The 22,168-nt window shown below is 62.9% G+C and carries 21 protein-coding genes and 4 tRNA genes; 23 read left to right on the forward strand and 2 right to left on the reverse strand.

Annotated features, from left to right (window positions below; genetic code table 11):
• Positions 1 to 26 precede the first annotated feature (26 nt).
• The 6 genes from gltX to KVO92_RS18550 all read left to right on the forward strand — a co-directional run bounded on the left by gltX (position 27) and on the right by KVO92_RS18550 (position 2,798).
• Positions 27 to 1,508 (forward strand): glutamate--tRNA ligase, encoded by a 1,482-nt coding sequence (gene gltX / locus KVO92_RS18525; protein WP_217476986.1) that lies wholly within the window; start codon positions 27 to 29, stop codon positions 1,506 to 1,508.
• A gap of 155 nt (positions 1,509 to 1,663) precedes the next feature.
• A tRNA-Ala gene (locus KVO92_RS18530) sits at positions 1,664 to 1,739 on the forward strand.
• 49 nt (positions 1,740 to 1,788) lie between these two features.
• A tRNA-Glu gene (locus KVO92_RS18535) sits at positions 1,789 to 1,864 on the forward strand.
• A 50-nt stretch (positions 1,865 to 1,914) separates the two neighbouring features.
• Positions 1,915 to 1,990: transfer RNA gene (locus tag KVO92_RS18540), tRNA-Ala, on the forward strand.
• Positions 1,991 to 2,038: 48 nt separating this feature from the next.
• Positions 2,039 to 2,114, forward strand: a tRNA-Glu gene (locus tag KVO92_RS18545).
• Positions 2,115 to 2,348: 234 nt separating this feature from the next.
• Positions 2,349 to 2,798 carry an acyl-CoA thioesterase gene (locus KVO92_RS18550; protein WP_217476987.1) on the forward strand — a complete coding sequence of 150 codons (450 nt, stop codon included), beginning with the start codon at positions 2,349 to 2,351 and terminating at the stop codon, positions 2,796 to 2,798.
• A 9-nt stretch (positions 2,799 to 2,807) separates the two neighbouring features.
• On the opposite strand, the gene KVO92_RS18555 is transcribed toward KVO92_RS18550, so the two are convergent.
• On the reverse strand, positions 2,808 to 3,083 hold the full coding sequence (locus KVO92_RS18555) for a hypothetical protein (RefSeq protein ID WP_217476988.1): 276 nt from the start codon (positions 3,081 to 3,083) through the stop codon (positions 2,808 to 2,810).
• Positions 3,084 to 3,372: 289 nt separating this feature from the next.
• Here KVO92_RS18555 and dinB point away from each other — a divergent pair, with 289 nt between their 5' ends.
• Positions 3,373 to 4,479 (forward strand): DNA polymerase IV, encoded by a 1,107-nt coding sequence (gene dinB / locus KVO92_RS18560; RefSeq protein WP_217477301.1) that lies wholly within the window; start codon positions 3,373 to 3,375, stop codon positions 4,477 to 4,479.
• 333 nt (positions 4,480 to 4,812) lie between these two features.
• On the opposite strand, the gene KVO92_RS22700 is transcribed toward dinB, so the two are convergent.
• Positions 4,813 to 5,055, reverse strand: coding sequence for a hypothetical protein (locus KVO92_RS22700; RefSeq protein ID WP_254621474.1), 243 nt, complete (start codon positions 5,053 to 5,055; stop codon positions 4,813 to 4,815).
• 15 nt (positions 5,056 to 5,070) lie between these two features.
• Here KVO92_RS22700 and KVO92_RS18565 point away from each other — a divergent pair, with 15 nt between their 5' ends.
• From KVO92_RS18565 to KVO92_RS18640, 16 genes are all read left to right on the forward strand, one after another.
• Positions 5,071 to 5,748: an MSHA biogenesis protein MshI gene (locus KVO92_RS18565; RefSeq protein ID WP_254621475.1), complete on the forward strand. Its 678-nt coding sequence runs from the start codon at positions 5,071 to 5,073 to the stop codon at positions 5,746 to 5,748.
• Positions 5,748 to 6,353, forward strand: a complete 606-nt coding sequence (locus KVO92_RS18570) for a PilN domain-containing protein (protein WP_217476990.1) — start codon at positions 5,748 to 5,750, stop codon at positions 6,351 to 6,353. The genes KVO92_RS18565 and KVO92_RS18570 overlap by 1 nt, the downstream gene beginning before the upstream one ends.
• Complete coding sequence (locus KVO92_RS18575) at positions 6,346 to 7,011, forward strand: type II secretion system protein GspM (RefSeq protein ID WP_217476991.1); 666 nt, start codon at positions 6,346 to 6,348, stop codon at positions 7,009 to 7,011. Before KVO92_RS18570 ends, KVO92_RS18575 begins: the two co-directional genes overlap by 8 nt.
• The gene (locus KVO92_RS18580; protein WP_336512652.1) at positions 7,004 to 7,336 is read left to right on the forward strand and encodes a Type II secretory pathway component; all 333 of its coding nucleotides are present in this window, start codon (positions 7,004 to 7,006) and stop codon (positions 7,334 to 7,336) included. Before KVO92_RS18575 ends, KVO92_RS18580 begins: the two co-directional genes overlap by 8 nt.
• Positions 7,333 to 8,934 carry a pilus (MSHA type) biogenesis protein MshL gene (gene mshL / locus KVO92_RS18585; protein WP_217476992.1) on the forward strand — a complete coding sequence of 534 codons (1,602 nt, stop codon included), beginning with the start codon at positions 7,333 to 7,335 and terminating at the stop codon, positions 8,932 to 8,934. The genes KVO92_RS18580 and mshL overlap by 4 nt, the downstream gene beginning before the upstream one ends.
• A 9-nt stretch (positions 8,935 to 8,943) precedes the next feature.
• Complete coding sequence (locus KVO92_RS18590) at positions 8,944 to 9,870, forward strand: ExeA family protein (RefSeq protein ID WP_217476993.1); 927 nt, start codon at positions 8,944 to 8,946, stop codon at positions 9,868 to 9,870.
• Positions 9,867 to 11,267, forward strand: coding sequence for a tetratricopeptide repeat protein (locus KVO92_RS18595; RefSeq protein WP_217476994.1), 1,401 nt, complete (start codon positions 9,867 to 9,869; stop codon positions 11,265 to 11,267). Before KVO92_RS18590 ends, KVO92_RS18595 begins: the two co-directional genes overlap by 4 nt.
• Positions 11,264 to 12,988, forward strand: coding sequence for a GspE/PulE family protein (locus tag KVO92_RS18600; protein WP_217476995.1), 1,725 nt, complete (start codon positions 11,264 to 11,266; stop codon positions 12,986 to 12,988). Before KVO92_RS18595 ends, KVO92_RS18600 begins: the two co-directional genes overlap by 4 nt.
• Positions 12,989 to 13,214: 226 nt before the next feature.
• A complete protein-coding gene (locus KVO92_RS18605) occupies positions 13,215 to 14,453 on the forward strand; it encodes a type II secretion system F family protein (RefSeq protein ID WP_217476996.1) in 1,239 nt (412 codons plus the stop codon).
• 78 nt (positions 14,454 to 14,531) lie between these two features.
• Positions 14,532 to 15,080, forward strand: coding sequence for a type II secretion system protein (locus KVO92_RS18610; RefSeq protein WP_217476997.1), 549 nt, complete (start codon positions 14,532 to 14,534; stop codon positions 15,078 to 15,080).
• Positions 15,081 to 15,101: 21 nt separating this feature from the next.
• Complete coding sequence (locus KVO92_RS22810; protein WP_217476998.1) at positions 15,102 to 15,563, forward strand: type II secretion system protein; 462 nt, start codon at positions 15,102 to 15,104, stop codon at positions 15,561 to 15,563.
• 142 nt (positions 15,564 to 15,705) lie between these two features.
• Positions 15,706 to 16,149 carry a pilus assembly FimT family protein gene (locus tag KVO92_RS18620; protein WP_217476999.1) on the forward strand — a complete coding sequence of 148 codons (444 nt, stop codon included), beginning with the start codon at positions 15,706 to 15,708 and terminating at the stop codon, positions 16,147 to 16,149.
• Complete coding sequence (locus tag KVO92_RS18625) at positions 16,146 to 16,643, forward strand: prepilin-type N-terminal cleavage/methylation domain-containing protein (protein WP_217477000.1); 498 nt, start codon at positions 16,146 to 16,148, stop codon at positions 16,641 to 16,643. The genes KVO92_RS18620 and KVO92_RS18625 overlap by 4 nt, the downstream gene beginning before the upstream one ends.
• Complete coding sequence (locus KVO92_RS18630; RefSeq protein ID WP_217477001.1) at positions 16,640 to 17,518, forward strand: PulJ/GspJ family protein; 879 nt, start codon at positions 16,640 to 16,642, stop codon at positions 17,516 to 17,518. Before KVO92_RS18625 ends, KVO92_RS18630 begins: the two co-directional genes overlap by 4 nt.
• A 25-nt stretch (positions 17,519 to 17,543) precedes the next feature.
• On the forward strand, positions 17,544 to 17,924 hold the full coding sequence (locus tag KVO92_RS18635) for a hypothetical protein (RefSeq protein ID WP_254621477.1): 381 nt from the start codon (positions 17,544 to 17,546) through the stop codon (positions 17,922 to 17,924).
• 22 nt (positions 17,925 to 17,946) lie between these two features.
• Positions 17,947 to 21,993 carry a DUF6701 domain-containing protein gene (locus KVO92_RS18640; RefSeq protein WP_254621478.1) on the forward strand — a complete coding sequence of 1,349 codons (4,047 nt, stop codon included), beginning with the start codon at positions 17,947 to 17,949 and terminating at the stop codon, positions 21,991 to 21,993.
• The last annotated feature ends 175 nt before the right edge of the window (positions 21,994 to 22,168 follow it).

Below are 22,168 nucleotides of genomic sequence, written 5' to 3' on the forward strand. Positions count from 1 at the left end.
TTCCTGTGCATTGATCCGAGAACATCATGACCACCGTTCGCACCCGCATCGCACCATCTCCTACCGGTGACCCGCACGTCGGCACCGCCTACATCGCGTTGTTCAATCTCTGCTTCGCTCGTCAGCACGGTGGCCAGTTCATCCTGCGTATCGAGGACACCGACCAGCTGCGCTCCACGCGCGAATCGGAACAACAGATTTACGATGCATTGCGCTGGCTGGGGATCGAGTGGGACGAGGGCCCGGATGTCGGCGGGCCGCATGGGCCTTACCGGCAGAGCGAGCGCGGCGAAATCTACAAGAAGTACTCCGATGAGCTGGTTGCCAAGGGGCACGCCTTCCCGTGCTTCTGTAGCGCCGAGCGTCTGGATCAGGTGCGCGCCGAGCAGATGGCCAACAAGGAAACGCCGCGCTACGACGGCCATTGCATGCACATCGCGGCCGACGAGGCACAGCAGCGCATTGCGGCGGGCGAGTCGCACGTGGTTCGGATGAAGGTGCCGAGCGAAGGCGTCTGCCAGGTCAACGACATGCTGCGCGGTACGGTCGAGATCGGCTGGGATCGCATGGACATGCAGGTGTTGATGAAAGCCGACGGTCTGCCCACCTATTTCCTGGCGAACGTCGTAGATGACCATCTGATGGGCATCACTCACGTCCTGCGCGGCGAGGAGTGGCTGCCATCGGCGCCGAAGCTGATCAAGCTCTACGAGTACTTCGGTTGGGAGCAGCCGCAGTTGTGCTACATGCCGCTGCTGCGCAATCCGGACAAGAGCAAGCTATCGAAGCGCAAGAACCCGACCTCGGTCACCTTTTATGAGCGCATGGGCTTCATGCCCGAGGCGATGCTCAACTATTTGGGCCGCATGGGCTGGTCCATGCCCGATGAGCGCGAGAAATTCACCCTGGCCGAGATGATCGAGCACTTCGACATCAACCGGGTTTCACTGGGTGGTCCGATCTTCGATATCGAAAAACTGTCCTGGCTCAACGGCCAGTGGCTGCGCGAGCTGTCGGTCGAGCAATTTGCCGCCGCCGTGCAGAAGTGGGCGTTCAACCCCGACTACATGATGCAGATCGCGCCGCATGTGCAGCAGCGCGTGGAGACCTTCAGTCAGATCGCACCATTGGCCGGTTTCTTCTTCTCCGGAGCGTTGAACCTCGATCCCGCATTGTTCGAGCACAAGAAGCTCGACGCCACCCAGGTTCGCCAAGTACTGCAACTGACCCTGTGGAAGCTCGAAGCGCTGCGCCAGTGGGACAAGGAGCGCATTACCGACTGCATTAATGCGGTCGCTGCGCATCTCGAACTGAAATTGCGTGATGTCATGCCGTTGATGTTCGCCTCGATCACGGGCCAGGCGAGCTCGGTCTCGGTGCTCGATGCCATGGAAATCATCGGCCCGGACCTGACGCGCTTCCGTCTGCGTCAGGCGCTGGAATTGCTGGGCGGGGCATCGAAGAAAGAAGTGAAGGAGTGGGAAAAGCTTTTCGCGGCCATGTCCTGACCTCAGCTGCCAGGCGGCGTGCGCTGGCGCACGTCGTCCTGTACCGCTCGTCACCGGTAAGTATTTGTTCTGCTGCCGAAAAATCTTGGCACTCAGTTAAAAATATCGTTGACACCCTGCAGGCCCGCACCTAATATGCGCCCCGTCCTCGAGATGGGGCTATAGCTCAGCTGGGAGAGCGCTTGCATGGCATGCAAGAGGTCGACGGTTCGATCCCGTCTAGCTCCACCAATCTCGATTGCCACACCGGTTCACGCCGGTTGCCTTTGAAGGGCTTTGCGTCCCCTTCGTCTAGTGGCCTAGGACACCGCCCTTTCACGGCGGTAACAGGGGTTCGAGTCCCCTAGGGGACGCCATTATTCAGATCGCGACGTATGCACGGCGCGAGTCGGGAGACGTTAAATCCGGGGCTATAGCTCAGCTGGGAGAGCGCTTGCATGGCATGCAAGAGGTCGACGGTTCGATCCCGTCTAGCTCCACCAATCCACGACAGGTCGTAGCGGTTAGGCGATCTGTTCATCGAAGGTTTCGTCCCCTTCGTCTAGTGGCCTAGGACACCGCCCTTTCACGGCGGTAACAGGGGTTCGAGTCCCCTAGGGGACGCCATTTTTTTTGCCCGGTTTGGGCATCAAAGGGTCATTTCTCACGAAATGGCCCTTTTTGTTTTGCGCGCGATTTCATCTACTGCCAGTGCCGAAGGTTCTCTTCATCAGGTTGCAACGATGTGGCGTGCTGAATGGCTTGTCATAGACGATCGCCGCGTACGTGACATCCACCGGCATCTGGCTTCCAATAGTCCAGAACCGCAATCTGACGGCGCACCGTACAGCGAGGATAGGCATGATCTGGGACCAGACCGACGCGTTCATCATCGATTTCACTGTCGAGGCCGAGCATATCGATGAGCTGGGCCACGCCAACAATGCGGTGTACGTGTCCTGGTTGGAGCGGTGTGCCTGGCAACATTCGCAGAGCCTGGGGCTGGGCTTGGAGGACTATCGACGCCTGGATCGCGCGATGGCGGTGCTCAGGCACGAGATCGACTATCTGGCAGCGGCCTACCAAGGTGATCGCCTGCAGCTGGCGACCTGGATCGTCGATTCCGATCAGCGTCTGAAGATGCGGCGGGATTTCCAGCTCATCAGGCCCATCGACGGCATCACCCTCTTGCGCGCGCAAACCACTTTCGTCTGCATTCAGCTGTCATCGGGCAAGCCCAAGCGAATGCCGGCAGAATTCGTCGAGGGGTACGGCAAGGCGCTGGTACAGCCGTACCCCCTCGAGCTGTAGCCACTCGGCTCAGCGCTGTTCCGGTTTGCTGACATCGGCGTCACGGCGCTCCTTGGCATCTTCTCGCCAATCATCCTGCACTTCATTTTCCATCTTGCGTTCCATGCTCTTGCCGTTGGCGCCGACATCAGCCGTGTTGGCGCGCTGATGGTTCTCCTGCATCGCGCTGCCCTGGGTATCGCCGGCGGCGCCGTGGGTCTGGTGCTGCATATCGTCCTGATTGGCCATGGCGTTGCCGGCGAGCAGCAGGCTCAGGGTTGCGATAGCGGTGGTGGGAAATTTCATTGCGGTCTCCAGTCGTTGTGAACAAGTCTTTGGCTGCCTTAATTCCGACCGGAGCCTGTGGGTATTGTTCGAGCCCAGCGCTGAGCGGGCCAGCCTGGCGTTTCACCGCGGGGCTGCGCCCGCTCGACCAGCCGCTCTAGCATGGCGTTGGGAAGGCGCAGGTCTCGTCCGCTCCGTCTGTCGGCACGCTGCGGGGGCACTGTCTTCATGCAGAGCTAACCAAACGGAACGGGCGGTCATCCGGTCGATGGTTCGGCGAGCTGAATATCGGCGATAATGCGCGCCGCGCCTGGCCGCTACGGCTTGGCGCTTCCCGGCCAAACTCGAGTGCAGCACCGTTAACGCGACCAGAAAGATCATTCACGTCGATTGCGACTGCTTTTATGCGGCGATCGAGATGCGCGATGACCCCAGCCTGGCGAACCGACCTATCGCAGTCGGGGGGCTGGCCGACCGTCGCGGCGTCATCGCGACCTGTAACTACGAGGCACGGGCCTATGGCGTGCGTTCGGCGATGGCTTCGGGGCATGCGTTGAAGCTCTGCCCGGACCTGCTGATCCTGCGACCGCGCATGGATGCCTATAAGGAAGCCTCGCGGGAGATCCACAGCATCTTTCGCACCTACACCGATCTGATCGAGCCCCTGTCGCTCGACGAAGCCTTTCTCGATGTCAGCGGTTGCGAGCACTTTGCCGGCAGCGCCACGCGCATTGCGCAGGATATCCGGCGGCGCGTCTGGCAGCAGTTGCGCATCACGGTCTCGGCGGGCGTGGCGCCGAACAAGTTTCTGGCCAAGATCGCCAGTGACTGGAACAAGCCTGATGGGCTGTTCGTGATCACGCCTGATCAGGTCGATGACTTCGTCCTGTCGCTGCCGGTCACCAAGTTGCACGGTGTGGGGCGGGTGACGGCCGAAAAGCTCAAACGTATGGGCATCCACAGCTGTGCCGACCTGCGCAGCTGGCGGCGGCTGGATCTGGTGAAGGAGTTCGGCTCCTTCGGCGAGCGGCTGTGGGGCCTCGCGCATGGCATCGATGACCGACCAGTGCAGGTCGAGAGCCGGCGTCAGTCGGTCAGTGTCGAGAACACCTATGACCGAGACCTGCCCGACCTCGCCGCGTGCCTGGAGCGCCTGCCGGAACTGCTCGAACAACTGACCGGGCGCATGGCGCGACTCGACAGCGGCTATCGTCCCGGCAAGCCCTTCGTCAAGCTCAAATTCCACGATTTCACCCAGACTACCCTCGAGCAGGCCGGCGCCGGCCTTGCGCTCGAGGACTATGCCGACTTGCTCGCCATGGCGTTTGCTCGCGGCAAACGCCCCGTGCGGCTGATTGGCGTCGGGGTCCGTCTGATCGATCTGCGCGCCGGCTTCGAGCAGTTGCGGCTGTTCTGAATCGACCACTGGTCGCCATCCTCTTCGCAGAGCGCGCTAGCCAGCCTTTGTGGTACGCGTGTTGCTCCTCCTCCCATCAATTGCTGACGGCGCCATATTCCAGACGTTTCATTGGGTGGCCAGTGCGACGGGCGGTTTGAAGCCCGACTCCAGACCGGCCGATAAGCGCGTGGTAGCGGTAATTTGACGCGTATCCGCTCTTGCCAGTGAAGGCGGCGGCGTTTGGACCTGCCGGTGCGTTTTGTTAGAGTCGTGCCGCCGTGATAGCAATTTGCTATTTACCTTTCAGAAGCCCGGGATCGCTATAGAGCGCCTGTGAGCCACCGAGTCGTATCAGGAGTTCGTATCCCGATGGGGTTGTTTTTCAAACGCCGTGAAACTGCCACAGGCAGCCTGCTTGGTGTCGAGACCGGGCCGCAAGGCATCGCGCTCGCGCAGGTGCAGCGCAATGGCGCGACGCCAACGCTGAGGCGATGCGACTATTTTGAATGCGAACCTGCTGCGCAGGCGGAACGGCTCAAGCAGGCGGTTGCCGATCACGGCCTGAGCGGTCTGCCTGTCAATTTCCTGCTGCATCCGTCGGCGTATCAGATGTTTCTGCTAGAAGCGCCAGACGTGCCGGCCGACGAGTTACGTGACGCGATGCGCTGGCGCGTCAAGGATCTGATCAGCGAGTCGCTTGAAGACGTCGTTATCGATTGCTTTGCGCTACCGGACGATGCGTACCGCGGCCGCACCCGCATGGTCTATTGCGTGGTGCTGAACAAAGTACGGATGCAGGAGTATCGCGCGCTGGTGCAACAGGCCGGATTGCGGTTGGCGAGCATCGATATCACCGAAATGGCCTTGCGCAATCTCGGTCTGCTGGCCGGCGCCGGCACGACCAACCTTGCGTTGCTGCGGCTGCGAACCAGCGAAGGCTTGATCGTCGTTCAGAACGGGGCCGATCTGTATATGGCGCGGCGCATCGAGCATGGCCTGGCGCGCGCCGAGCACGACCTGTCGGGGGCGACGCTGGAAATCCAGCGCTCGCTCGATTATTTCGAGAGCCAGCTGGGCAAAGGCTATATCAGTCGCCTGCTGCTGCTGCCGATGAAGCAGGACGGCGAGCGTACCCACCAGGCGCTTGCCAGCGGCCTGGCCGTCAATCTGCAGCGCCTGGATCTGCGTGAGCTGTTCCCGGGGCAATCGGCAAGCGATCTTCCCGAGCCGAGTCAGGCGTTCTGTATCGGTGCCGTCGGCGCCGCCCTGCGTCAGGAACAAATCTGATGCAGAACATCAATCTCTATCAACGCGAACGTCGCCGTGGTGGTGGCCCGAGGCCGCGCCAGATACGTCTGGGCGTGGCGCTGCTGGTGGCCGTCTTGATCACACACGGCGCCTGGCAAGGTTGGCAGCTGCGTTCGGCCAGCCAGGCCGCGACATCTGCCGAGCGGCAGGCTGCCGAGGCGGTGGCCAGGCTCGACGTGGCCCAGACGAGCTTTCAGGAACCTACGCTGGACCCGGCATTGCCGCGTCAGCTGGCCGAGCGCGAGGCCGAGAATCGCGAGCTGCAACGCCTGGCCGACTACCTGAAGGCACTCGATGCCCAGCGCAGCTCCGGCTTCGCGGCCTTGCTGCAAGGGCTGGCCGACCGGCATCCGCCGCACGGGCTCTGGTTGACCAGCATTCGTCTGCAGGCCGGCGGGGAGGAGTTGGCCCTGCAGGGTTTGACTCAGGATCAGGAGCTGCTCCCGCTTTATCTGCGCAGCCTGGGGCAGAGCACGGCGTTTAGCGGGCGCGATTTTGCCCACTTCGATTTACAGCGTGACGACCGGGATCTGCTGCGGTTCCGGTTGGCCTCGCAAGCATTGGCGGAGCAGGGCGATGAATAAGCTCATCCAGCATTGGCGGGCCCTGGCGCCACGCGAGCAGTGGTTGACCTACGGCGTCGGCCTGGCACTGCTGGTCATGCTTTACGTGCTATTGGTTGCCGAGCCGCTGGGCCTGCGTGTCGCGGCCGAGGCCAGCCGACAGCAGCTCGCCCATGCGCGCCAGCTGGAGGCCGAGAACAGTCTGCTGGAGATCCAGGCCAAGCTCGCCGCTGACCCTAACCTGAGCTATCGCCAGGCATTGGCGACCGCACAGGCTGGGCGCGACGAGCTGCTTCTGCGCATCGACCAGGAAACCAGCACGCTGGTTTCGCCAGCGAAGATGAAGGCCTTGCTGCAGGACCTGTTGCGCAACCAGGCGAAGCTGAAGCTGATCTCGCTGGAAAGCTCCAGTGCACCGCTGGCCGTGCCGGCGGCAATACCGGCCGAGCCAGCCAGTCAGACGGCGGCGCCCGTGGTGTTCTATCGCCACGGTCTGCGCCTGACGCTGGAAGGCGGGTATTTCGACCTGCTGGCTTATCTCACCGCGATCCAGTCCAGCGGTTGGCGCTTGCATTGGGACGCGCTGGATTACGAAGTGGGCGAGGGCGGTGCCGGACAGGCCCGCGTCATCCTCGATCTGCATACCTTGAGTCGCGATGCGGGGTGGGTGGGTGTTTAAGTTCCGAATCAACACGATCGGTTTGGTTGCGCTGCTCAGCGCCGCGCCGGTCTTCGCCGCAGATCCCACGCTGCCGCCCGCCGAACAGGTAGTCGGCGACGTGGTGACACAGGCGCCCGAGACCCTCCAGTTGCAGGCCATCCTGCGTGGCCCCTCGCGCGCCAGCGCCGTGATCAACGGGCAGAAGCTGACGGTCGGTGACCGCTTGGGCGATGCACGAATCCTGGCGGTGCGCGCGCACTCCGTTGTCATCGAACGCCAAGGCCGGCAACAAGAATTGCGCCTGAGCGCTCCCATCATCCAAACGAGCCGTACCCTGCCATGATGCCGACCCTGATGCTCCGCCTCGGCGCGTTGAGCCTGTTCTGCCTGCTGCCCGCCTGCCAGACCTTCGAAGATGGCGACAAGCGCCTGTATGAGCAAAGCAACCGCCTGTTCCAGGAGAGTCTGGAGCAGAGCCAGCAGAAAGTCGCACCGCCGGCCTCGGTACAGGCTGGCCTGATTCCGCCGCTGCCCGCCGCGGACAGCCAGCCCGCCAGCGGGCCTCGGTTCGATGTCGCCGTCAGCGACATGCCGGCGCGTGAGTTCTTCCTCAGTCTGATGGACAGCGCCGGCGAGAACATCCTGGTGCACCCCGGCGTGACGGGCAATGTGACCTTCAGCCTGCGCAACGTCACGCTCGAGGAAACCCTCGCGGCGGTGCGCGACAGCTATGGTTACGATTACCGTCGCACCGCCTATGGCTATCAGATTCAGCCGAACCAGGCGATCACCCGCACCTATGACCTGAACTACCTGAACATCCAGCGGCAGGGCACCACCGACACCCGTGTCAGCTCCGGTCAGGTCACCAGCAGCGAAAACACTGGCGTTGGCGCGGCCGGCACCACCACCAGCAACACCTCCGCCACCGTGAATGCGAGCCAGCTGATGACCACCAGCAACGTCGACTTCTGGAGCGAGGTGCGCGGCGTGGTCGAAATGATGATCGGCAATGAGGAGGGCAACCAGGTGGTGGTCAACCCGCAGGCCGGGTTGCTGGTGGTGCGGGCACGGAGTGACGATCAGCAAGCGGTGGAGCGCTTCCTTGCCCAGGCGCAGCGCAACCTGCAACGTCAGGTCATCCTGGAAACCAAGATCCTTGAAGTGAACCTGTCCGATGGCTTCCAGTCCGGCATCAACTGGGCGCAACTGGGCAGCATGGGCAACGCCCAGATCAGCCTGGGCGTGCAGGGCGACCCTCTGAGCGGGCCGAACAACGTAGGCGGCGTATTCAGCGCGGCCGTGCAGGTAGGCGACTTCAGTGGGGTGCTGCAATTGCTCGAGACCCAGGGCGACGTGCGTGTGCTCTCCAGCCCGCGGGTTTCCACGCTGAACAATCAGAAGGCCGTGATCAAGGTGGGCACTGACGAGTTCTTCGTCACCGATGTGTCGACCACTACCACGTCGCTGGCCGGCGGTACCACCGCACCGGATCTGGACATCACGCTGACGCCGTTCTTCTCCGGCATCTCGCTGGACGTCACCCCGCAGATCGACGAGAGCGGGCAGGTCACGCTGCATGTCCGTCCCACTGTCAGCCGCGTTCAGGATCAGAACAAGAGCATTCAGCTGGGCGGTTCGGACAACGTCTTCAATCTGCCACTGGCACTCTCGACGACCCGTCAGTCCGACTCCATCGTGCGCGCTCGCAGCGGCCAGGTGGTGGTCATTGGCGGATTGCTTGAGAACCGCAATACCAACACCGACGCCAACATTCCCTGGGCCTCCAAGCTGCCGGTGGTGGGTGGGTTGTTCCAGCAGCAGCGCAAGGCGCTTCAGCAGACCGAACTGGTCATCCTGATGCGACCGCAGGTGGTCGATGACCAGGTCTGGCTGGACGATCTGCGCAAGTCCGCCGAATCCTTCCGGTCGGTTCGGTAAGCGCTGGCAATGTACGAAGCATTCTTCGGCCTGCGCGAAAAACCGTTCGCGCTGACGCCCAATACCGGCTTCATGGTCCAGCTGGCCCCCTACCAGGCCTGCCTCAACCTGCTGCGCGTGGCGCTGGCCGAGGGCGAGGGCTTCATCAAGGTGACCGGTGAAGTTGGTACGGGCAAGACGCTGCTCTGCCGTGCGTTACTGAACGAGCTGGACGCTAGCCGCTATCAGGTCGCCTGGTTGCCCAATCCCACCCTGACGCCGATGACCCTGCGCCAGGCCCTGGCGCACGAGCTGCACATCGCCGGGGTCGAGCAGCTGGACAATCACGCATTGCTCGCCGCCCTTCATGCTCGCCTGATCGAGCTGGCCGGGCAGGGCAAGAGCACGGTCTTGCTGATCGATGAAGCTCAGGCGCTGCCTACCGCGACGCTGGAGGCGTTGCGCCTGCTGACCAACCTTGAAACCGAACACAGCAAGCTGTTGCAGGTGGTGTTGTTTGGCCAGCCGGAGCTGGACGAGACCCTGGCGCGCGAGGACTTCCGTCAACTGCGTCAGCGCATCACGTTTTCCTACGCGCTGCGGCCGCTGGACGTCAAAGACACCACGCGCTATCTGCAGGAGCGCCTCGCCGTGGCGGGCTATCGCGGTGAGCCGCTGTTCCAGGCGGCGGCGGTCCGCTTGCTGGTGCGCGGCAGCGGCGGCATCCCGCGGTTGATCAATATCCTGTCCAACAAATGCCTGATGGTGGCTTTCGGAGAAGGCGCCCGTCAGGTACTGGCGCGGCACGTCCGGCGCGCGCTGGACGATACCGAAGGCGCACGGCCCTTCTGGCGGCAGCCGTCGCCTCGCGTCGGCTGGGCCTTGGCCGTGGGCTGTCTGGCGCTGCTTGCCGGTCTCTGGCCCTGGCTTTCTCCGCTAATCGAGGTGCTGCCATGAGCCTGGTCAACGACATGCTGCGGGACCTGGACGCGCGCCGAGCGGCGCCTGCCGAGCGCCAGCAGCTGGGCAGCCTGCATGCGGTGGATGAAGCGGGCGCCGCCCGCCGTGGGCGTCTCACTCGCCTGTGGCGGGGTGTGTCGATCATGGCGGCAATCGTGCTGCTGGCAGCGGCCCTGTGGCTGCTGAGCGATCGCCTGCGTCCGGCCGCCGAGCCGGCCGTGGTGGCAGCACCGGCTCCCGTCGCGCCGGCCGCTGCCGAGCCGGTTGCACCGATGCCAGAGGCCAACGAGTCGACGCGTTTGCTGGAAGTCTTGCCGCAGAACGATGGCCGACGTTTCTTGCTGCAACTGTTGCTCGACCATGCCGTCAGCTACGAGCGAACCGACACGAGTGGCTCGGTCAGCTTTCGGCTCGAAGACGTTCGGTACACGGGCGAGGCCCGTTCTGGCCGCATTGAGAAGGATGGCCAAACCTTGTCCTGGCGCGTCGAAGCGCAGGGCGACGATGTCCAGGTGCTACTGGTCGGTTTCGGCGATCGCTTGAGCGTGGCCGACCGCCTGGAGTTCGCTGGCGACCGGTCGCAGCTGTGGCTGGATGTGCCGCTGAGCGACGTCGACGAGGCCGAGGCGCAGAGCATCTCGATGCCAGTGGCCGAACCGGCCGAGCCGGATGAAGCGCAGCTGCCGGATTGGGTCACCCAGGAAGTCGCGCCGGCGGAGGCGCCCCGAGAGCCGGCGCGTGTCGCACGGCAGACCAGCCCTCGACCGGCGCCGAGTGTCGAGCCCGCCGCACCTGCTGGGCCCAAGACGCTGTCCATCGGGACGCATAAAGCCGATGCCCTGGTCGAGGCGCGCCAGGCGCTGGCGCGAGGCGATCACCTGCGCGCGATCGAACAACTTCAGGCCTTGCAGCTCACCCAACCGGACAACCCGGAGGTGGCCCGCTGGTTGGCTCAGGCCTATCTGGCGGCCGGCGACACGGCGGCGCTGCTGAGGTGGCTGCCGGCGCAACTGCAGGCGCGTCCCTTCGATGCGGCGCTTCGCGAACTGCTCGCGCGTGGTCAGTTGCAGGTCGGCGATCCGGCGGCTGCGATCGCCACGCTGCAGCAGAACGCACCGGAATTGCGCCGCAACACGAGTTATCACGCGTTGCTTGCAGCGCTCTACCAGCAGGTCGGCGACTGGGCGTCCAGCGCCGCCAGCTATCGGCAGTTGGTTGCCGTGCGGCCGGATCAGGCGGCCTGGCACCTCGGCCTGGCCATTGCGCTGGAGCAACTCGATCAGCCGGCGCAGGCCGGCCAGCATTATCGCCAGGCTTTGCAGGGGCAAGGCCTGGACAGCAGCGCGCGTCAGTTCGCCAGCGAGCGCGCCGGTTCCTTGGGAGTAACGCAATGACTCAGGACCTTCGCCAGCGCAAGATTCGTCTCGGTGATCTGTTGGTCCAGGCCGGGCTGATCAGCGAAGCCCAGCTACAACTTGCCCTGCAGGATCAGAAACGCACCGGCTCCAAGCTCGGACGTACCGTGCTGGATCTCGGCTTCATCGATGAAGGCCGCTTGCTGCGCGCGCTTTCCGAGCAGTTGCAGATCCCCTTCGTCGAGCTCAAGCACTACAAGTTCGATAACCAGTTGACGCAGAGTCTGCCGGAGGCGGTGGCACGGCGCTTTCGCGTGATTGTGCTGTCACGTCAGGCGGATGGCTTGCTGGTCGGCATGACCGACCCGCTCGACCTGTTCGCCCAGGACGAGATGGAGCGCCTGCTCGGCAAGCGGGTATTCCCCGCGGTAGTGCGCGAAAACGAACTGCTCGGCGCGCTCGATCAGCTCTATCGACGCACCAGCGAAATCGCCTCGCTGGCCGGCGAGCTGGAAGGCGAGCTGCAGGAGAGCGACTTCGACCTGTCGCGCCTGGGCGCGGAGAGCAACAGCGACGCCCCGGTGGTGCGCCTGCTGCAGACGCTGTTCGAAGATGCCGTGCAGATGAAGGCGTCGGACATTCATATCGAGCCCGACGAAGGCGTGGTGCGCATCCGCCAGCGGATCGACGGTGTGCTCAACGAGCAGGTGATGAAAGAGCACCGTGTGGCGTCCGCGTTGGTCATGCGCTTGAAGATCATGTCCGGCCTCGACATTTCCGAGAAGCGCCTGCCTCAGGACGGTCGCTTCAATATCCGGGTGAAGAATCGCAATCTGGACGTGCGGGTTTCCACCATGCCCGTGCAGTTCGGTGAGTCGGTGGTCATGCGTCTGCTCGACCAGAGCGGGGCGATGTTCCAGCTTGACGGCACCGGCATGCCCCCGGCCATGCTCGAGCGCTTCCGCCGCTTGCTGCAACGCCCTCACGGCATGGTGCTGGTCACCGGCCCGACCGGCTCGGGTAAAACCACGACGCTGTACGCAGGCCTTTCCGAGCTCAACAGCCCAGAGAAGAAGATCATCACGGTCGAAGACCCGGTGGAATATCGCCTGCCGCGGATCAACCAGGTACAGGTCAATGCCAAGATCGAGTTGACCTTCGCCCGGGTGTTGCGCGCCGCGCTGCGTCAGGATCCGGACATCGTGCTGGTTGGCGAGATCCGCGACCAGGAGACCGCCGAGATCGGCCTGCGCGCCGCACTGACTGGCCACCTGGTCCTGTCCACGCTGCACACCAACGACGCCCTGACGTCCGCCATGCGCTTGATCGACATGGGCGTCGAGCCGTTTCTGGTTGCCACCGCGCTCAATGCTGTCCTGGCTCAACGCCTGATCCGCCGCGTTTGCGAAAATTGCCAGGAAGAACATCAGCCCGATCCACGTCAGCTGGCGTGGCTGGAGGCGCTACATGGCAGCGACCTGAGCGGCAAACGCTTCTACCGGGGAAGTGGTTGCCACCAGTGCCACAACAGTGGTTACAGCGGACGGATCGGTGTTTACGAACTGCTCGAACTCGATGAAGCCATGGTCGCCGCGCTGCGTCGTGGCGATCCGCAGGGCTTCGCCGAAGCGGCGCGGCAGCAGCCGCACTATCGGCCGTTGGCCGAATGTGCCATGGACTACGCCATCGCGGGCGTTACCAGCGTGGACGAAGTGCTCAAGGTCTGCGCAACCCTGGCGGACGACGAGGTGACCGCGTGAACGTCGGATCGGTGCTGCACCGTACCGCTTCTCAAGGGGCCGGTTTGTTGGCGGACCTCGAGCGCGCTGCGCAAACGAGGTTTGGCGGGCAAGCGCGCGCGTGGCGTCGGCGTGCACTTGATGCCTCGCCCGCCATGTTCGCCCCATCATTCGTGCTGGGAGCGGGCCGGGTGTCCGTTAGTGCGGATCGCCACAAGGCACCGGCGCCAAGCGGAGCGCTCATCTGATGCCTAATTTTCGATACACCGGCCGTAACGCCCAGGGCGCCAAGATCAGCGGAGAACTTGAGGGCGCCAGCGCTGATTCCGTCGCTGGCGAGCTGCTGGCCCGGCAGATCACACCGCTGACCATCGACGCCAGCGATGTGGAAGCCGACAGCGGCGACGTGCTGGCACTGTTGCGCGACAAACTGCGACGCAAGCGTGTCGACCTGGACGAGCTGATCATCTTCAGCCGGCAGATGTACAGCCTGAGCAAGGCGGGCGTGCCGATCATCCGTGCCATTGGCGGTCTGGCCGAATCCAATCGGAACCTGTTCTTCCGCCAGGTTCTGCAGGATGTGCGCGCCAGCCTGGAAAGCGGCCAATCCATGGCGGTGGCCCTGAATGCCCACCCCAAGGTCTTCAACAATCTGTTCGTCAGCATGGTCAGCGTCGGTGAGAACACCGGCCAGCTCGATCAGGCGTTCAAGCAGCTGGCGGCCTATCTGGAGCTCGAGCGCGAGACCCGCAAGCGCATCAAACAGGCCACCCGGTATCCGATCTTCGTCATGGTCGCCATGGGCGTCGCCCTGGCGGTGATCAACTTGCTGGTGATTCCTGCGTTTGCCAAGGTGTTCGCGCAGTTCCACGCCCAGTTGCCCTGGGCCACGCGCGTACTGATCGGGACCTCCAACTTCATGCGCGACTGGTGGTGGCTGCTTCTGCTCGGCATCGTCGGTGGGCTGTACGGCTTCTTCAAATGGATCGAGACCGATCCGGGCCGATTGCACTGGGACCGCATCAAACTGCGCCTGCCCATTGTCGGCGGCATCTTCGAGCGCATCGCCCTGGCGCGCTTCACCCGCACCTTCGCGATGATGTACCGCGCCGGTGTGCCGCTGCTACAGACCTTGTCGATCAACAGCGCCAGCGTCGGCAACCGGCATATCGGTGACGCCATTCTCGGCATCCGCGAGAGCGTCGAGCGTGGCGAAGCCTTGACGCGTTCGGCCTACAACAGTGGCCTGTTCACCCCCCTTGTGCTGCAGATGATGGCCGTCGGTGAAGAAACCGGCGCTCTGGACGACCTCTTCATCGAAGTCGCCGATTTCTACGAGCAGGAAGTCGACTACGACCTCAAGCAACTGGCCGACGCCATCGAGCCGATTCTCATCGTCTGCATGGGCGTGATGGTGCTGGTGCTGGCGCTGGGTGTGTTCCTGCCGATGTGGGAACTGGGCGCGGCGGCGCAGGGGCGAGGGTGATGGCGCATGGGCTGCCGTCGGTCGGCAGGCAACGTAACCAGCACGGCAATTGCTAATGAACGGCTATTGGAAGCACTCATGACAAAAAAACGGCATCGCATGAACAAACCGCAAACAGGCTTCACGATGATCGAGCTGGTCGTGGTAATCGCGATCCTCGGCATTCTGGCCGCAGTGGCGCTCCCGCACTTCATCGACTCGGCGAAAGACGCCCACCGCGCCACGGTACGCAGCGCTGGCGGGGCGTTCACCTCGGCGGTATCGCTTATCCGCGGGCAATACGAACTCAACCGTAATGGCGGCACCAACCTCTGCGTCGGCGGCAACTGCCAAATCGACGTGGCGGGTTATGGCAACGGAACGCTCGACGTCAATGCGGCCGGCTGGCCGGTGGGCACCGAGCGCAGCGGAACGCCAGGAATCAATACGGCCATGACCGCCGACGAGTGCCGCCGCCTCTGGGGCAACCTGCTGCAAGCCTCGGCGCCCACGGTCACTGGCGACCAGGCGGCCTTCACCGCCACGGCCAACGGTACCCGCTGCCTGTACACCTACACGCTCGATGGGACTGACGATGTCATCGAGTACAACGCCAATACCGGCGAAGTTTTCGTCACCTTCAACTGATTACACAACGGGAGCAACACCATGAAGAAGCAACAAAGCGGTTTCACCATGATCGAGCTGATTATGGTGATTGTGATTCTGGGGATTTTGGCGGCGTTTGCGATCCCTCAGTTCGTCGATCTAGGAGGCGATGCACGACGCGGCACACTTCAGGGCGCGTATGGATCGATTAAGTCGGCATCTGCGCTAACACACTCTGCTTGGCTGGCGCAAAATAGTGCGGAAGCAGATTCGGTAAAGGTTGAAGGCGGTACGGTCGCGATGGTTAAGAAAAGTGGCTATCCAACAGATTCCGCGATTGCTGGAGCTGCTGGTATTAGCAGTCCGGATTTTGTCATTGATACCGACGCTACTGCTGGAACTGTGATCAGCCCTAAGGGAGCGACAGATAAAACAAAGTGCAAAGTGACATATAAGGCACCAAGTGAAACCGCTGGCAGTGTTCCTACTATTACTCTGTCATCTGATCTAAGTGGTTGCTAGTTTCTAGTTGTCGCTTGCGCTGTTTAGAAAGCTGGGCGTGGACAGATGTTAATTCTTCAAACCTGGCTGTCTTTGGATTCTGTCGGGCAGTTTTAGTCACCCTCTCTAACGCAAGCGGCAATTAATGCGCTCTGAGCACGCCATGGCCAATTCTCACGGCTTCACCCTCGTCGAACTGGTGATGACGCTGGTCATCATCGGCATCCTCGCCGCTGTGGTGGGGCCGCGATTCTTTGATCGACGGGTGTTCGACGAGCGCCTGTTTTTCGAAGAGACGGTCTCGGCCGTGCGCTACGCGCAGAAGCTAGCCTTGGCCAGCGGCTGCCTGACCCAGGTCAGCCTGGGCGCGGGTGGCTACCAGCTGCGCCGTGCCGCGAACTGCACGTCCGGCGCTTATAGCGCCGAGGTGCAGGGGCCGGACGGCCAGATACCCTTTGCCAATACCGACGTGCCCGCGGGCGTATCGGTATCGGCTACCCATTTCCCCGTGGTGTTCGACTCGCTGGGGCGTCCCTCCAGCGCGGCGAGTGCCACCATCGGCGCGTTCAGCTTCAGCGTGACCGCCGAAACCGGGCTGGTGCGATGAAGCGCCAGCAGGGCATGACGCTGATCGAGTTGGTGATCAGCATCGTGATCATCGGGATTGCCGCAGCCGCGCTTTATTCGGCGATGGCATCCATGGTTGGCCGCTCTGCTGACCCCATGTTGCGTCAACAGAGCCTGACGATTGCCGAAGGCTATCTCGAAGAAATCCTCACGCAGCCTTACCTCGACCCGAGCAGCTTCAATACCGGAAGCTGTGCGGCGACGGCTGGTCTGCCACGCGCACGGTTTGACGACCTCTGTGATTACGCCGGTCTGGATGACCAGGGCGCGCGCGATGCGGCGGGCAACGCCATCACTGGCTTGTCGGAGTACCGGGTACGGGTCGCGATTGCCAATCTGGCTGACTGGAATGGTGTACCGGCCCGTCGCGTCGAGGTCACGGTTACCGATCCGTCCGGCCAGGCCCTGAAACTCGCCGGCATGCGGACCTGCTATGGCGAAATCGACGCCAGCGGCGTGGAGCGTTGCCCATGAAGCCAACACGTGGTTTCACGCTCGTCGAGTTGGTCATCGTGATTGCGCTTAGCGCCGTCGTCCTGGTGATGATCACGGTGGTGCTCAAGCGACCGCTGGATGCGTACATCGACCAGAGCCGGCGCGGCGCGCTGGTGGAACTGGCGTCTCTGGCGCTCAACCGGGCGGCGCGCGATATCCGCCTGGCGGTGCCCCACTCGGTACGTCAGTCGGCTGACGGCCGCACGCTGGAAATGCTCAATACCCTCAATGCCGGCCGCTATGTCTCCAACCGGGCCGGGAGCGATAGCCTGCGTTTTTCCGCCGAGTTGAGCGGGTGCGAGACGGCCAATGGCCGTTGTGATGGTTTTCAGGTGCTGGATCCGAACTTCGATGTCAGCGGCGCCCGTTGGCTGGTGGTGTACAACCTGGGTGCCAGTAGCGGTGGCAACCCTTCGGCCGGGGCCAACGTGTGGGCCTATGCCAACCCGGGGGTGATCACACCCACTGGCGCTTCCTTCACTGCTGCAGCCAACGCCACCAGTCGCGAAACACAGGTAAGCCTGAATGGCCTCACGGGCGCAGGATTCACCTTTGCGTATCCCTCACCGCAGCGGCGGTTCTATCTGGCTGACCAGGTCATCGGCTATCGCTGTGAACCGGCTGCCGAGGGTGGACAGCTGGCGCGCTATACCCGCACGACCCTGACGGCAACCGCGCCGAGTACGTTGCCGGCAGACGCCGCGCGGGTGGCGCCCTACGTGTCCGGTTGCCTGATCAGCTACCAGCCTGGCACGCCGCAGCGCCCCGGTTTGGTCACACTGAGCCTGACGCTCACGCAAGAGGGCGAATCCATCACCCTTCAACAACAGGTGAAAGTCGACAATGCGCCATGAGCGAGGGTTTTCGTTGGTGGCGGCCATGTTCGTGATGATCGTCGTTGCGCTGGCTGTAATCGCCATGTCGCGCCTGTCGACCACCACGAGTGGATCGTTGAGCTTGTCACTGCAGCAGGCACGTGCGTACCAGGCGGCGCGCGCCGGTCTCGAATGGGGCATCCGCCGTGCGGTCAAGGATGGCGCTTGTGCGAGCTCCGCCAGTCTTACATTGGACGGCACGTCGGCTGAGTATTCCGGCGTGGCGGTGAGCTGCGTGGCGACTGTCTATCCGGCACGCGAGAACGGCAAGACAATCACGATGTTCAGTGTCGACGCCGTCGCGCAAAATGCGCCGACGCCCGCGGCGCGTCCAGATTATGCCTACAGGCGCTTGCATGCGAGGGTCGAAACCAGTGGGAACTAGGGCTTCTGCCGTCGTACGCCGGATGCTGTTGTCGCTGTGCATGCTGCCTGGATTGGCATCCGCGGCGGACTATTCCTTTTATTGGTATTTCGGCTACGGCACCAATGCACCCTGTACGGGTACTTGGTACTACGACAGCGGGACTTTCAGCTGTTCAGGGGCCGTGTCGCTGAACAGTGGTGACACGCTTACCGCGGATTGGCCACTGGGCGATGTAGCGGTGTCCGCGAGCGGCGGATTCACCCTGCGCGGCAATGTGATCGGCACGTCGAACAGATCCGTCTCGCTCAATTCCGGATATAGCCCTCTGACCGCCACCGGGACCAATACGGTCTACGGGTCGATCGCATCCACCAGCGGGGCGATTTCTCTCACCACGACGACTGTGAACGGGGCGGTCGAGGCCGGCACTGGCGGGGTGACCCTGGTTCGAAGCGCCGTTTCCGGCACGCTATTAAGCAGTGGCGCGACGAATATCACGGACACGTCGATCAGCGGAACTGCCCGGATCAACAACAACCTCACCGCCAGTGGCACGACTTTCAAAAGCACCCTGACGGTTACTGGAACGAGTCTGCTATCGGCAAGCACGCTGGAAGCCAACCTGGTCAACGGCGGTGATGTCACGGCCACCAACGGGACGGTGATCGCGGGCAGTGTCAGCAATAGCTACGGCACCATCCTGGTAGAGGGGGGGCGCGTCGGGGGTAGCGTTACGGGCCAGACGATCGTGGGTAACGCGGCGGTGTTCGGCGGCAGCCTGGCTGCCTCGGCCGGCGCTGTTACCGTCACTGGCGGGTCCGTGGCCGGTGCGATCAGCAGCAACTGCTGCCAGATCACGCTGACCAATACCACTGTGACGGGTAACGTGACGGCAACGAACAACAATATCGTTCTGAGCCGCACAACCCTGACGGGAAACATGAGCACCACCAACGAGGTCCGGCTCGACGACAGCGTTGTAAACGGCAACGTGACGGCGGCGACCTGGGGCAATACGACCATCACGGGTACTGGCAGTAGTCACGTCTATGGGGTTTGTACCCCCACAGCAACGACCCCGGCCAACCTTTGCGACGGTCCCGTCACGCCGAGCTGTCTGACGACCTCGGCCGACACCTTCGCTCGTTCACTGCTGGGTAATGACTGGGTCGTCACCTCGCGCAGTGGAACCTTTGGCACGCCAAGGATCGTCAATGGCCGCCTGCGGATGACGGACGACACCGGCGATGCGTCGACGGCCGCCACGGTGCAACGAACCTTCCCGGCCGCCAACAACCTGATCACTGTGACATTCAAATACTTCGGGTACTCGAACAAGAGTAACCGTGGCGCGGATGGCATGGCACTGATCCTGTCGGACGCGAGCGTGACGCCACAGCCTGGCGCATTCGGCGGCTCGTTGGGGTATGCGCAGAAAGTCGGCATTCCCGGTTTCGCCGGCGGCTGGTTGGGCATCGGCCTCGACGAGTTCGGCAACTATTCCAACCCCACGGAAGGGCGTGTGGGTGGGGTGGGCTCGCGCAGCGATGCAGTGGCCATTCGAGGTTCCGGTAGCAGCGAGTACGCCTATCTGACCGGGACCGGGAGCCTGGCGACGGGCATCGACAACGGCTCGGCCACCAGCACACCGAGCCCCGGACATCTCTATCGTATCACCGTTGACTCACGCACGCCTGGCAAGACGCTGGTCAAGGTTGAGCGTGACACAGGCGGCACCGGTAACAACTACACCACCTTGATTGCGCCCTACGACGTGCGCACCAACAGCGGTCAAGGCGCCGTGCCGAAAGACTTCATGCTCAGCTTTACCGGCTCTACGGGCGGCAACGTCAATATTCACGAGCTGGATGACCTCCAGGTGTGCGCCAACAAGATGAGCGCCGTGGGCGCTCAAATTGACCATTTCGAGATTTTCGCTCCACAGACGGGACTGACGTGTTCACCGATGCCGATCACGGTCAAGGCGTGCCTGGATGCCGCCTGCTCCTTGTACACCGAGCCTGTGACCGCCACGGCCACGTTATCCGCGGCAAACAGGGGCGTCGTCAGCAGCGATACCCAGACCTTCACCGGCGGCACAGGGGCATTTTCGCTGGTGCGTACGACCAGCGGCACCGTGACGCTGGGGGTAGGCGCCTCGACGCCAGCCGCCAAGCCGTATACCGAAACCAAATGCAAGATCGGCTCCGGGAGCCTGAGCGCTAATTGTGCCGTCGAGTTCGTCGATTCTGGGTTCGTGTTCGATATTCCCACGCAGCTATCCAACAAGCCGTCTGGCGAAGTGATGATCAACGCCGTGCGCAAGGACCAGACGACGCAACGCTGTGTGCCGGCATTCCAGAAGGTCGACCGTGATCTGGCGATATGGTCGACCTACATCGAGCCCAATACCGGCGCCGGACGGTCTCTGGAGGTCAACGGCACCCCCGTGTCCTCGAATGCGAGCGCCCCCACCACGATGCGCCTGAACTTCAACGACAATGCGCAGGCGCCCATCACTGTTCGTTACAACGACGCCGGGAAGTTAGAGCTTAACGTGCGCTATAGCGGTAGCGCGGCCAACAAGGATGCGGACTTGGTCATGTCCGGCTCGAAGCAGTTCGTGGTCAAGCCGGTGGGGTTTTGTGTCAAGCCCACGGCCTGGAGCGACGCCACGATGACGACCTGTGCGGCGGGTGATGCAACGTGCCCGGCGTTCATCGCGGCCGGTGATGGCTTCCCGGTGCGTTTCCGGCCGGTGGGCTGGGAGTCCGATAGTGACGCTGAGCTGTGTACCGGCAACCCGACCACGCCCAATTTTCGGCACAGCAATCTCGCGATCAGCTCGGAGTTGGTCCAGCCGATCGGTGGTGCGGCGGGTACGCTTAGCCTGTCATCCAGTAATACCAGCCTTGATGGACGGACAAGTTATGACCACTTGCCGAGTGCGTCCGGATACAGCGCTGCCAGCGCCGAGGTGGTGCAGCAGGTGAAGTTTTCCGAGGTTGGGGTGTTCCGCATGAAGGTGACTCCGCCCGTGGGCGGTTACCTCGATAACGAAACGGTGGCAGGCGGGCTTTCAGCCAATGTCGGGAGGGTGACGCCCGCTTATCTGGCGGCGGCGGGGAGCGGCAGCCTGGGTAACGCTTGCAGCAACGGCATCACCTATCAGGCCCAGCCGCTGAGTATTACCGGCAGGCCTAGCCTGACGATTAGCGGTATGAGCCGTGGCGGCACCTTGACCACCAATTACGATCGAGGGCTGTTTTGGCGTTTCGCAAGCAGCTGGGTGCCCACCTACTTCTCCAATACCGGCCGTGCGGCGTTGGATGCTCGCAGGCCGGCGGCGGGGCAGTCGGCGTCGCTCGATTGCTCACTGGCAGCCAACATCTCCAATTGCGTGGCGGCCAGGTTGGAAGTGGGCGGCTCGATTGTCGGACGGGTTCCTGACAGTGAGCAACCGGGTAACGGGGCGAAGACCTTTCTGGCCCCTGACGACCTGGCGCTGCGTTATCTACGGGCCGCCAACCCGGAGCTCGATGACAGCCCATTCGACGCAACCCTCTCGGTATTCACGCCGCGTGCAAAGCTTGTCGACGCGGATGGCGTCTACGTTGCCAGCGCCGCGGCAACTTACACACCAATTGACTATGCATTTCCCCTGAGCGGCGCATCGGTGGTGCTGGGGCGTTACCGGCTGACGGGGGCGTCGGGGCCGGAAATCAGCCCGCTAAGCCTGCCGCTGTACCTGGAATATTGGAGTGGAACGGCTTTCGTCACCGACACCGCGCCGGCCGATATGAACTGCACTGCGGTCAGCGATGCGGCGCTGGACAATCCAACCGGCAGTCTGACCCCTGCCAAGACCAGCGTCACGGTCGGGGCGGTGTCGCAAGGGGTGCGGTTGCTGACCCTGAGCGCGCCGGGCACCGGCAACGCAGGAACGCTTCGAGTGACGCCGCAAGTGCCCGGCTGGCTGTACTTCGACTGGCTGGGCAAGGGGGCGACAAACCCCAGCGCGATTGCCAGTTTTGGTGGCTATGCCGGTGCGCGGCCGTTGATCTTTCGCCGAGAGGTCTATCGCTAAACAAAGGGGCCGCTCACTGAGCGGCCCCTTTGCATGCCGATATAAAAGAGGGGATTCCCTGGCCTGCCTGTACCAGGGCCCCCAAAACTGGCTGTGACTGAGCTATTGCATCGGTCGTGCCAGTTTCGGACGTAGCGCGGATGGCGCTGCTTCGAACATCGCTAACGCGCCGCTT

The sequence above is a fragment of the Stutzerimonas stutzeri genome, from assembly GCF_019090095.1.
Taxonomy (GTDB): Bacteria; Pseudomonadota; Gammaproteobacteria; order Pseudomonadales; family Pseudomonadaceae; genus Stutzerimonas; species Stutzerimonas stutzeri_AN.